12 protein-coding genes are annotated in these 10,736 nt (G+C 63.8%); all 12 read left to right on the forward strand.

What is annotated here, in order from left to right; all coding sequences use genetic code 11:
* Nucleotides 1–41: 41 nt before the first annotated feature.
* Genes ACYCTF_RS04535 through glmS form a run of 12 tightly spaced genes read left to right on the forward strand, consistent with a single transcriptional unit; the run spans nt 42 to nt 10,572 of the window.
* On the forward strand, nt 42–431 hold the full coding sequence (locus tag ACYCTF_RS04535) for an ATP synthase subunit I (protein ID WP_461282485.1): 390 nt from the start codon (nt 42–44) through the stop codon (nt 429–431).
* On the forward strand, nt 428–1,198 hold the full coding sequence (atpB, locus tag ACYCTF_RS04540; protein WP_461282486.1) for a F0F1 ATP synthase subunit A: 771 nt from the start codon (nt 428–430) through the stop codon (nt 1,196–1,198). The genes ACYCTF_RS04535 and atpB overlap by 4 nt, the downstream gene beginning before the upstream one ends.
* Before the next feature lie 39 nt (nt 1,199–1,237).
* Nucleotides 1,238–1,543, forward strand: coding sequence for a F0F1 ATP synthase subunit C (atpE, locus tag ACYCTF_RS04545; RefSeq protein WP_461282487.1), 306 nt, complete (start codon nt 1,238–1,240; stop codon nt 1,541–1,543).
* Nucleotides 1,544–1,568: 25 nt separating this feature from the next.
* Nucleotides 1,569–2,039: a F0F1 ATP synthase subunit B gene (locus ACYCTF_RS04550; protein WP_461282488.1), complete on the forward strand. Its 471-nt coding sequence runs from the start codon at nt 1,569–1,571 to the stop codon at nt 2,037–2,039.
* Nucleotides 2,036–2,569: an ATP synthase F1 subunit delta gene (gene atpH, locus ACYCTF_RS04555; RefSeq protein WP_461282489.1), complete on the forward strand. Its 534-nt coding sequence runs from the start codon at nt 2,036–2,038 to the stop codon at nt 2,567–2,569. Before ACYCTF_RS04550 ends, atpH begins: the two co-directional genes overlap by 4 nt.
* A gap of 10 nt (nt 2,570–2,579) precedes the next feature.
* Complete coding sequence (gene atpA / locus ACYCTF_RS04560; protein WP_461282490.1) at nt 2,580–4,112, forward strand: F0F1 ATP synthase subunit alpha; 1,533 nt, start codon at nt 2,580–2,582, stop codon at nt 4,110–4,112.
* Nucleotides 4,112–4,972 carry a F0F1 ATP synthase subunit gamma gene (atpG, locus tag ACYCTF_RS04565; protein WP_461282491.1) on the forward strand — a complete coding sequence of 287 codons (861 nt, stop codon included), beginning with the start codon at nt 4,112–4,114 and terminating at the stop codon, nt 4,970–4,972. Before atpA ends, atpG begins: the two co-directional genes overlap by 1 nt.
* An 8-nt stretch (nt 4,973–4,980) precedes the next feature.
* The gene (atpD, locus tag ACYCTF_RS04570; protein WP_461282492.1) at nt 4,981–6,357 is read left to right on the forward strand and encodes a F0F1 ATP synthase subunit beta; all 1,377 of its coding nucleotides are present in this window, start codon (nt 4,981–4,983) and stop codon (nt 6,355–6,357) included.
* A gap of 6 nt (nt 6,358–6,363) precedes the next feature.
* Nucleotides 6,364–6,798 carry a F0F1 ATP synthase subunit epsilon gene (locus ACYCTF_RS04575; protein ID WP_461282493.1) on the forward strand — a complete coding sequence of 145 codons (435 nt, stop codon included), beginning with the start codon at nt 6,364–6,366 and terminating at the stop codon, nt 6,796–6,798.
* 23 nt (nt 6,799–6,821) lie between these two features.
* On the forward strand, nt 6,822–7,289 hold the full coding sequence (locus tag ACYCTF_RS04580) for an FKBP-type peptidyl-prolyl cis-trans isomerase (RefSeq protein WP_461282494.1): 468 nt from the start codon (nt 6,822–6,824) through the stop codon (nt 7,287–7,289).
* Nucleotides 7,290–7,345: 56 nt separating this feature from the next.
* Nucleotides 7,346–8,716 carry a bifunctional UDP-N-acetylglucosamine diphosphorylase/glucosamine-1-phosphate N-acetyltransferase GlmU gene (glmU, locus tag ACYCTF_RS04585; RefSeq protein ID WP_461282495.1) on the forward strand — a complete coding sequence of 457 codons (1,371 nt, stop codon included), beginning with the start codon at nt 7,346–7,348 and terminating at the stop codon, nt 8,714–8,716.
* 26 nt (nt 8,717–8,742) lie between these two features.
* Nucleotides 8,743–10,572 carry a glutamine--fructose-6-phosphate transaminase (isomerizing) gene (glmS, locus tag ACYCTF_RS04590; protein ID WP_461282496.1) on the forward strand — a complete coding sequence of 610 codons (1,830 nt, stop codon included), beginning with the start codon at nt 8,743–8,745 and terminating at the stop codon, nt 10,570–10,572.
* The last annotated feature ends 164 nt before the right edge of the window (nt 10,573–10,736 follow it).

Below are 10,736 nucleotides of genomic sequence, written 5' to 3' on the forward strand. Positions count from 1 at the left end.
GCCCGCGGGCGCCCCCTTACGGCGAACGGGACCGGGCCATCATGAGCTACGCAACACAGATCTTACGCAAAGGCCTGCGTCGCGTGCTCATAGCGCAGGCTTCTCTGACTTTGGCGGTCGCGGTCGGCGCCGCTCTTAGCGCCTCCCACCATGATGCCCTGAGGCCTGTGGTGGCGGCGCTTGCCGGAGGCGCAATCGCCATGTTGGGGGCCTTGGTGCTGGCCTATTCTGTGGGGCGCGCCGATGGGAAGCTGGGCGCGGCGCAGGCGCAGCTGTGGCTGTATGGCGGCGCGGTCGCGCGATTCGTGTTCGCAATCGTCTTTTTGGGTTTGGGGCTCGGGGTGTTCCATGTGGCCCCGCTGCCGTTTTTGGTGGCCTTTGGTTTGGGTCAGGTCGCGTTCCTGGCCCCAGGGATTTCGTCAGGATTATGAGTCACAATGCCGTAAGCTTCATGGAGGATCACTTAAAGAACCTGACCATCGGTCACGGGTTCTGGAGCCTTCATGTCGACACCGTCCTCATCGGCTGGGTCATGGCCGGCGCCATCGTTGTCACCGGCTGGGTCATAGGCCGGCGCTTGGAGGAGGGGGTTCCTCATGGTCTCCAGAACGTCCTCGAGGCGCTGCTGGAGTTCGTTGACGACCAGGTCCGGGGCATCTTTCCTGTCGAGGACCCCATGGTGGGGGCGCTGGCCTTCACGGTCTTCCTGTGGGTGCTGCTGATGAATGCCATGGATCTGTTGCCGGTCCTGCTTTTGCCGACGGCCGCGCATGCCATGGGCGTGTCTGATTTTCGTTCGACCCCGACCGCCGACCCGTATACGACGTTGGGTCTGGCCCTGAGCGTCTTTCTGCTCACGTTCTACTACCAGATCAAACACAAAGGTCTGTGGGGCTACCTGAAGGGCTTTCTGGTACATCCCTTCGGTCCGTACCTGTTCCCGGTCAATATCCTGATGACCACGGTGGACGAGATCGCCAAGCCCCTGAGCCTCGGTTTGCGACTCTTTGGGAACATGTTCGCGGGCGAGCTCGTGTTTCTGCTTATCGCGCTCTTGCCTTGGTGGGTGGCCTGGGCGCCGGGCGTCCTGTGGTCGATTTTTCATCTGCTTATCATCACGCTCCAGGCGTTTATCTTCATGGTCCTCACCATCATGTACTTGGCGATGGCGGCCACTAAAGAAGGCGATGCGCACTGACCTTGGTTTCTTTTATCTTTTCATTTGAGGAGTCGCTTTATGGTTGATCCGCAGCTTGCGTCGGTTATCGGTATGGTCTTTTCCTACACGGCCGTCGCCGTCGGCATCATCTTCGCGGGTGCGGCCTTGGGCTCGGCACTCGGCTGGGGCCTCATTTGCTCCAAGTACATCGAGGGCATAGCGCGTCAGCCCGAGATGCTGCCGACCCTGCGCGTGCAGATGTTCGTCACCGCGGGCCTCATGGAGTCGTTTCCGTTCATCGCCGCTGCGTTCGCCATGTACTTCACCTTCGTGAATCCCTTCGAAGGGGCGGCTGTGGAAGCGATCAAGCATCTTGCCCATTAAGGCACGATAGGGACCCACCCACACCATGCCCATATCCGTGACCCTCATCGTCCAGATGGTCACCTTCGCGGTGCTCATCGTTTTCGTCAAGCGCTACCTCTGGGGGCCGCTTACGGCCATCATGGAACGTCGCCAGAAGCGCATCGCCGATGGCCTTGCCGCGGCTGACCAGGGCCGCAAGGCGCTCGACGAGGCGCAGCGCCAGCAGGAAGAGGTCCTGGTGCTAGCGCGCGAGCGCGCCGCCGAGATCCTCGACCAGGCTGAGCGACGGTCCCGCGAGATCATCGACGAGGCCCGCGAACGTGCCCGCGCCGAGGCCGACCATGCCATGGCGCTCGTGCGCGCCGAGGCGGAATCCGAGATGAACCGCGCCCGCGAGCAATTGCGGGGCGATGTCGCGCGCCTGGCCTTGGCCGGCGCTGAGCGTATCGTGGAGCGCGAGATTGATGCGCGGCTGCACGAGCGCCTCCTCGACGAAGTGGCGGCGCAACTGTGACCACAGACCACATGGCGGCCGTGGCGCGACCCTACGCGCGCGCGCTCATGGCCGTGCCCGGCATCGACCGCAACGCGGTTCTTGTAAGTCTTGAGGCGGCCGCAGCGGCACTCGCCGATCCTGCGGTCGCGGCCTTGGCCGACAACCCGCAAGTGCTCCGCTCGCAGCTGGCCGCGGCCCTGGCTCCCGATCAGGCGGTTCTGGGGCCTGTGGTGCGCACCATCGGTCTGCTGCTTGAGAACGGCAGGCTCGACGCGTTGCCGAGCCTAGCCGCTGTCTACGCCGTCTTGAAGGACGATGCGGAGAACCGCACGCATGCAACCGTCACCACAGCCCAGCCGCTCACCGACATCCAACGCGAGGGCCTGCGCCAGGCCCTGGCCCGACGTACGGGACGCTTGGTGGAGCTAGTCGTGGAGACTGACAAGCGGCTTTTGGCGGGCGTTATCGTTCAGCATGGCGACATGGTTCTCGATGTGTCGGTCCGCGGCCGCCTCGCGGCCCTCGCCCAAGCGTTAAGCCCTTTTTAGAGGAATTCCTATGGCTTTGAAACCCAGCGAGATCTCGGAGCTCATCAAGCAGAGAATCGAGACGCTCTCCCCTCCGACCCCCGCCCTGACCGGTACCATCGTGAGCTTGAGCGATGGTATCGCGCGCATCTATGGGCTGGCTGATGCCATGCAGGGCGAGATGCTCGAGTTCCCCGGAGCCACCTACGGGCTTGCCTTCAATCTGGAGCGTGACTCCGTGGGCGCCGTCATCCTGGGCGATTACGGCCACTTGAGCGAGGGTGATGTCGTCAAAGGCACGGGCCGCATCCTCGAAGTCCCCGTGGGCCCGGAACTCTTAGGCCGCGTGGTCGATGCGCTCGGCAAGCCCATCGATGGCCGCGGTGAGATCGCGACTAAGGCCACATCGCCCGTCGAGAAGGTCGCGCCCGGGGTGGTCGCCCGCCGTTCGGTCACCCAGTCCTTGCAGACCGGGATCAAGGTCATCGATGCGATGGTGCCGATCGGGCGCGGACAGCGCGAGCTCATCATAGGCGACCGCCAGACCGGCAAGACCGCGCTTGCCATCGACGCCATCCTCGCGCAGCGTGGCACGGGTGTCATGTGCATCTACGTGACCATCGGCCAGAAAGCCTCGAGTGTTGCAGCTGTCGTCCATCGCCTGACCGAGATGGGCGCCATGGACCACACTATTGTGGTCGCAGCCACCGCCGCCGACTCGGCGGCCATGCAGTATCTCGCGCCGTACGCCGGCTGCTCCATGGGCGAATATTTTCGCGATCGCGGACAAGACGCGCTCATCGTTTATGACGATCTCACCAAGCAGGCGTGGGCGCATCGCCAGATATCGCTGTTGTTGCGCCGGCCGCCGGGACGCGAGGCCTATCCGGGCGACGTGTTCTATCTCCATTCACGCCTGCTGGAGCGCGCCTCGCGCGTCAACGAGGAGTACGTGGAGCACCAATCCGGCGTGAAGGGGCGCACGGGATCGCTCACGGCGCTGCCGATCATAGAGACCCAGGCAGGTGACGTCTCGGCCTTCGTTCCGACCAATGTGATCTCGATCACCGACGGTCAGATTTTCCTCGAGACCGACCTCTTCAATGCGGGCATCCGCCCCGCCATCAACGCCGGACTCTCCGTGTCCCGCGTGGGTGGCGCAGCGCAGACCAAGGTCATGAGGAAGCTGGGCGGCGGCGTGCGTCTGGCGCTTGCCCAGTACCGGGAGTTGGCCGCGTTCTCGCAGTTCGCGTCCGATCTCGATGCCGCGACGCGCAAGCAGCTCGATCGCGGGCGCCGGGTCACCGAGCTCATGAAGCAGGGCCAGTATCAGCCCTTGTCGGTTGCCGACATGGCCTTGTCGCTGCTCGCCGCCAACACCGGAGCGCTCGACGACCTGCCGCTGGAGAAGGTCATACCGTTCGATTCGGCGCTCAGGTCCGCAGCCCATGCCGAGCACGGCGATGCCTTGAAGAGCATCAACGAGACCGGTGATTACAACGAGGACGTCATCGCGCGCCTTACGCGCTTCATAGAGACGTTCAAGGCCCAAGGGGCTTACTGATGGCGCGCGGAAAGGAGATCAGGCGCCAGATCCGAAGCGTGCAGAGCACGCAGAAGATCACCCGCGCTATGCAGATGGTCGCGGCCGCCAAGATGCGCAAGGCCCAGGACCGCATGAGCGCGGCGCGCCCTTATGCTGAAAGCCTCGTCACCGTCATGCGCCATATCCGGGCGGCCCACCCTGAGTACCGTCATCCCTTGCTCGCGGTGCGGCCGGTGCGTCGCGCGGCGGTCTTGGTCGTGACCTCTGACCGGGGATTGGCCGGCGCCCTCAATGTGAACGTATTTCGCGTTGCCGTGGGTCTTTTGAAGGAGTGGGAGGAGGCTGGTATCCAAGGAGAGGTGGCGGTCTTAGGCGCCAAGGGCGCGACCTATTTCCGCAAGCTCAAGGCCCCCATGGTCGCGCAAATGGCGCCGCTCGGCGACCGGCCGAGCTCCCAATCCATCACGGGCGTGGTCAAGGTTTTGGCCGACGCTTATCGCGACGAACGGCTCGACCGCGTGGTGCTTGTCTACAGTCGTTTTCGCAATGCGCTGGCGCAGGTCGCCACGGCGGAAGACCTGTTGCCACTGCCGGAGCCCGACTCTGGCGTCGATGGGCACCGCTGGGACTACCTCTACGAACCGGAGGCGCAGGATGTCCTGTCCGAGCTCCTCACGCGTTATTTGGAGACAAGGGCCTACGGGGTCGTATTGGAGAATCTGGCGAGCGAGCAGGCCGCCCGCATGGTGGCGATGCGCGCGGCTACGGAAAACGCCGGACGCTTGATCGGCGATCTGAAATTGGCATACAACAAGGCGCGCCAGGCGGCGATCACGCAAGAGATAGCGGAGATCGTAAGCGGCGCGTCGGCGGTCTAGGGGGTAGGATGTCAGCCGGAAAGATTGTGCAGGTGATAGGGGCGGTGGTCGACGTGGAATTCGAGCGCGGCGCCGTGCCCAAGATTTACGACGCACTCACGGTGGACGATCGCGATCTCGTCCTCGAAGTGCAGCAGCAGCTCGGCGACGGCGTGGTTCGCACCATTGCCATGGGCGCGAGCGAGGGCCTGAAGCGCGGCCTTGTGTGCACCAATACGGGCAAGCCGATCAGCGTGCCGGTTGGCGCAGGCACCCTCGGCCGCATCATGGATGTCCTGGGCCGCCCCATCGACGAGCTCGGACCGGTCGCGACCGAGGTCACGCACAGCATCCACCGCGCTCCGCCGCGCTTCGACGAGCTCGCATCGAGCACCGAGCTTCTCGAGACCGGCATCAAGGTGATCGACCTCATATGCCCGTTCGCGAAGGGTGGTAAAGTCGGGTTGTTCGGGGGCGCGGGTGTGGGCAAGACCGTGAACATGATGGAGCTCATTCGCAACATCGCGGTCGAACATAGCGGTTATTCGGTATTCGCCGGCGTTGGCGAGCGCACCCGCGAGGGTAACGACTTCTATCACGAAATGAAGGAAGGCGGCGTTCTCGACAAGGTGGCGCTCGTCTACGGTCAGATGAACGAGCCGCCCGGCAACCGTCTGCGCGTGGGCCTCACGGGGCTCACGATGGCCGAATATTTTCGCGACGAAGGGCGCGACGTGTTGCTCTTCATCGACAACATCTATCGCTACACCTTGGCCGGTACCGAGGTCTCGGCCTTGCTCGGACGCATGCCTTCGGCTGTGGGTTATCAGCCTACGCTCGCCGAGGAAATGGGTGTTCTTCAGGAGCGCATCACCTCCACCAAGACCGGCTCGATCACGTCTGTCCAGGCGGTGTATGTCCCGGCTGACGACCTGACCGACCCTTCGCCCGCCACCACCTTCGCGCATCTCGATGCGACCGTGGTTCTGTCGCGACAGGTGGCGGAGCTGGGTATCTATCCGGCAGTCGATCCGCTCGACTCCACGAGCCGCCAGCTCGATCCTCAGGTCATAGGCGCGGAGCACTACGATACCGCCCGCAAGGTGCAGTCCGTCCTCCAGCGCTATAAGGAGCTTCAGGACATCATCGCCATTCTCGGAATGGACGAACTGTCTGCCGAGGATAAGCTGACCGTTACCCGGGCCCGTAAGATCCAGCGCTTCCTGTCCCAGCCGTTCTTCGTGGCCGAGGTCTTCACCGGTGCGCCCGGTACCTATGTCTCGCTCAAGGAGACCATCCGCGGTTTCAAGGGCATCGTTGAGGGCGAGTACGACGAATTGCCGGAGCAAGCCTTCTATATGGTGGGTACCATAGACGAAGTCATCGCTAAGGCCCGACGGCTTTAAGGCGCCATGGATCGCTTTCGGGTCGACATCGTAAACGCCGAAAAGGAGCTCTTCTCCGGTGAGGCTACGCGCGTCATCGCGCCCTTGCGAGAGGGGGAGGCGGGCTTCCTGCCCGGCCACTCACCGTTGCTTGCCATTCTTAAGGCAGGTGGTGTGCGCCTGCAGGACGCAAGCGGCGCGGAGCAGACCTTCTATGTGAGCGGCGGCTTCGTCGAGGTCCAGCCGAATCATGTGACGGTGCTTGCGGACGCCGGCGAGCGCGCCGCCGACATCGACGAGGCGCTCGCCGCCCAGGCCGTGGAAGACGCGGCTCGGCATGCCGAGGAGCAGGCCGGCCGGGCCGATTATGCCCATGCCCAGGCGGAACTTGCGCAAGCCACCGCGCGGCTGCATGTGGTGCGGCGTTATCGGGCGCGGGGGCATGGCTCGAGCCGGGTCTAGGGCCGGCCTTAAGGAGACGCTTCATGGTGACCAAAGACAAGATCGTATCCGTGACCTACACCTTGCGCGATGGTCAGGGTGAGATCTACGAGCACACCGATGTCCCCGTCTCTTATCTTCATGGCTCGGGCGAATCCTTGTTTGCCAAGATCGAGAGCGCCCTTGAAGGACGGCGTGTCGGCGATACGGTCGAGGTCGAGCTGTCTCCCGCCGAGGGCTTCGGCGATCACGATCCGGCGCTCACTTTCACCGATGATATCGCCAATGTCCCGCCGGAGTTTCATCGCCTAGGCGCCGAGGTCGAGGCCGAGAACGAGCAGGGCGAAAGCATCCGTTTCGTGGTCACGGCGATTGCCGACGGCAAGCTCACAGTCGACGCCAATCACCCGCTTGCCGGCCAGACCGTGCGCTTCGTTGTCACTATCCAGGAAATACGCGACGCTACCCCCGAGGAGCGGGGCGCCGGACGACCGGCGCAGGCCCTACACTGACGCTTCCGCCTTTCGGGCATTGCCTTTCCCTCATGAGACCGCTCTAATACCGGCTTATGCAGGGCGTGTTTCCTTCACTCGAGATTATCGTTTTGGCCGCGGGCCAAGGACGCCGCATGGCGTCCACCCTCCCCAAGGTGCTCCATACCTTGGCGGGGCGACCCTTACTGGCCCATGTTCTGGACACGGCCGCGACGCTCGCCCCCCGCGCCATCCACGTGGTTTATGGTCACGGCGGCGACCGGGTCCGCGAGGCCTTCCCGAACACCGAAGTCGACTGGGTCTTGCAGCCCAGTCAAAAGGGTACGGGGGATGCCGTGCGCTGCGCGCTGCCTCACATGGACGACCAAAGTCTAGCGCTCGTCCTTTTGGGCGATGTGCCGCTCTTAAAGCCTGACACACTCAAGGCCTTATGTGAGCAGGCAACCCATGGCGCGGCCCTGCTCACCTTCGAGGCCTCGCACGATAACCAGTACGGCCGCATCGTCCGCGATGCCCAGGGTCGGGTCGTGCGCATCGTCGAGTGGCGCGACGCAACACCCGAAGAACGCCTCATCCGAGAGGTCAATAGCGGCGTACTGGCGGCCCCCGTCGCACGCTTGCGCCACTGGATCCCGAGACTCACCTCCGCCAACGCCCAAGGCGAGCTTTATCTCACCGATGTCATAGCGCTCGCGGCGGCCGACGGCGTTTCGGTCGCCACCGCGTCGCCCGCGTACGCAGCCGAGGTTGAGGGCGTGAATAGCCGTGTCGATCTCGCGTTTCTGGAGCGGGCCTACCAGGACGAGCGCGCCCAGGCTTTGATGGTGTCTGGCGCCCAGCTCATGGACCCGCGCAGGATCGATGTCCGCGGGACCCTCGCGACCGGGCGCGATGTGTTGATCGACGTGAACTGTGTCTTCGAAGGCCGCGTGGAGATCGGTGACAACGTGCGCATAGGCCCGCACTGCGTCATACGTGACACCCATATCGCCTCCGGCGCCCGGATCGAGGCCCATTCCGTCATCGACGGCGCTGAGGTGGGCGCGGGCTGCGTGGTCGGCCCCTTCGCCCGTCTGCGGCCGGGTACGGTCCTGGGCGCCTCCGCGCGCGTGGGGAATTTCGTCGAGGTCAAGGCCTCGAAGGTCGGGGCCAACAGCAAGATCAACCATTTAAGCTACGTAGGCGACGCCTCGATCGGCGCCGGCGTCAATATTGGGGCCGGGGTCATTACCTGTAACTACGATGGGGCGCGCAAGCATCGGACGGTCATAGGCGATGGCGCCTTCATAGGGTCCGACACGCAGCTTGTGGCACCGGTCCAGGTGGGGGCAGGCGCCACCGTGGGCGCGGGCACCACCCTCACGAAAGATGCGCCCGCCGGCGAACTGACCATAAGCCGTGTTGCCCAAAAAACGGTCAACGGCTGGCGGCGCCCCGAGAAGTAGGCGCCCCCGCCATCAAGGAGTAGTTTATGTGCGGAATCGTAGGCGCGGTCGCCCAACGGAATGTCGTTCCCATCCTCATAGAAGGCCTGAAGCGCCTCGAGTACCGAGGCTATGACTCGGCGGGTGTGGCTGTCATCGACCGTGAACATTGCCTTACCCGCATGCGTTCGGTGGGCAAAGTCCGTGAATTGGAAAGCCGCCTCAATGCCCAGATGGAGGGCACAACCGGCATCGCCCACACGCGCTGGGCTACGCACGGCCGTCCGGCAACGGAGAACGCTCACCCGCATATCTGCCGCAACACCGTGGCGCTCGTCCATAACGGCATCATCGAGAATCACGAGACTTTGCGCCGGGCACAGATGCAGCTCGGCTACGAGTTCACCTCCGAGACCGACACCGAGGTAATCGTCCACGAGATCTACCGCAGGTTCGAGGAGACCGGGGATCTGCTCGCGGCCGTGCGTGCGTCGCTTCCTTCCTTGCGCGGGGCCTATGCCCTGGGCGTCATCACCAACCGCGAGCCCGATCGCCTGGTCGCCGCCCGCCGGGGTAGCCCGCTTGTGATCGGCGTAGGCATAGGCGAGCACTTCATCGCCTCTGACGTCGCCGCCTTGTTACCCGTGACCCAGCGCTTCATCTTTCTTGAGGAGGGTGATGTCGCTGACATCACGCGCGATGCGGTCGTCATCTACGACGCCCAAGGCGTGCGCGTCGAGCGGCCCGTCAAGCAAAGCGAGCTCTCGGCCGATGCCGTAGGCCGCGGCGAATACCGGCACTACATGCTAAAGGAGATCCACGAGCAGCCCCGTGCGATCGCAGACACCCTGGAGAACCGAGTAGGCGTCCAACGTGTCTACGCAGAGGCCTTCGGGCATGCGGCCGCCGGCCTTCTGGCTGATATCGAGGCAGTCCAGATCGTCGCCTGCGGCACGAGCTATCACGCGGGTCTCGTGGGGCGCTATTGGCTCGAAGGCCTCGCAAGCCTGCCCTGCGCGGTCGAAGTGGCGAGCGAATTTCGTTACCGCAAACCGCGTGTGGCCCCGAAGACCCTGTTTGTGACGCTCTCGCAGTCGGGTGAGACCGCCGACACCCTGGCGGCGCTTGCCTATGCACGCGAGCTCGGCTTTGCCCACACCCTCACCATTTGCAATGCCCCGGAAAGCTCGCTCGTGCGCGGGTCGGAGCTCGTGCTCATGACCCAAGCGGGCCCCGAGATTGGGGTCGCCTCGACCAAGGCCTTCACTACCCAGCTGGTCGCCCTGCTTCTCTTGGTTGTCGTCCTGGGGCGCCGCCGGGGCCTGGACGCCGAGGGTGAGGCGCGCGTCGTGAGCCTTTTGCGTAGCCTGCCCAGCCAGATCGAGCAGGTCCTGACTCTCGACGCCGCCGTGCAGGCCTGGGTCCCCTTCTTCGCCAATAAGCAGCACGCGCTCTTTCTCGGCCGTGGCACTCAGTACCCGGTCGCCATGGAAGGGGCCCTGAAGCTGAAGGAGATCTCCTACATTCATGCCGAGGCCTACCCGGCCGGCGAACTGAAGCACGGGCCGCTTGCGCTCGTGGATTCGGACATGCCGGTGGTGGCGGTGGCCCCGAACAACGAACTCCTGGAGAAGCTGCAATCGAACCTTCAGGAGGTGCGGGCGCGCGGCGGTGAGTTATTCGTGTTTGCCGATGCCCAAAACAGCATTCGCGAAGATGCCCACACCCACGTCATCACCGTGCCGCCCACTGACGACTTGCTGGCCCCGATCGTGTACACGGTACTCTTGCAGCTGCTCGCCTACCATGTGGCGGTCTCCAAGGGCGCGGACATCGACCAACCCCGCAATCTCGCGAAATCGGTGACGGTCGAATAAAGGTGGCGGCTCTTCAGCGGAATTAGTGGGTGTAATTTAGCCCATGTTTAACATGCTGTAAAAAAGATATTGCCCATTCAATCGGTTACGATTTCAGCCAGAGAGCAGGTGGCGCAGCCACCGCATTCATGCGGTATCAGACGATCAGGGTTTTGGTCTCCCCT

This window comes from Acidiferrobacter sp., assembly GCF_054609335.1.

Bases quoted from the DNA above. Each gene is read 5' to 3' on its own strand.
- ACYCTF_RS04535 (WP_461282485.1), top strand. From the start codon at position 42: ATGAGCTACGCAACACAGATCTTACGCAAAGGCCTGCGTCGCGTGCTC.
- atpB (WP_461282486.1), top strand. From the start codon at position 428: ATGAGTCACAATGCCGTAAGCTTCATGGAGGATCACTTAAAGAACCTG.
- atpE (WP_461282487.1), top strand. From the start codon at position 1,238: ATGGTTGATCCGCAGCTTGCGTCGGTTATCGGTATGGTCTTTTCCTAC.
- ACYCTF_RS04550 (WP_461282488.1), top strand. From the start codon at position 1,569: ATGCCCATATCCGTGACCCTCATCGTCCAGATGGTCACCTTCGCGGTG.
- atpA (WP_461282490.1), top strand. From the start codon at position 2,580: ATGGCTTTGAAACCCAGCGAGATCTCGGAGCTCATCAAGCAGAGAATC.
- atpG (WP_461282491.1), top strand. From the start codon at position 4,112: ATGGCGCGCGGAAAGGAGATCAGGCGCCAGATCCGAAGCGTGCAGAGC.
- atpD (WP_461282492.1), top strand. From the start codon at position 4,981: ATGTCAGCCGGAAAGATTGTGCAGGTGATAGGGGCGGTGGTCGACGTG.
- ACYCTF_RS04575 (WP_461282493.1), top strand. From the start codon at position 6,364: ATGGATCGCTTTCGGGTCGACATCGTAAACGCCGAAAAGGAGCTCTTC.
- ACYCTF_RS04580 (WP_461282494.1), top strand. From the start codon at position 6,822: ATGGTGACCAAAGACAAGATCGTATCCGTGACCTACACCTTGCGCGAT.
- glmU (WP_461282495.1), top strand. From the start codon at position 7,346: ATGCAGGGCGTGTTTCCTTCACTCGAGATTATCGTTTTGGCCGCGGGC.
- glmS (WP_461282496.1), top strand. From the start codon at position 8,743: ATGTGCGGAATCGTAGGCGCGGTCGCCCAACGGAATGTCGTTCCCATC.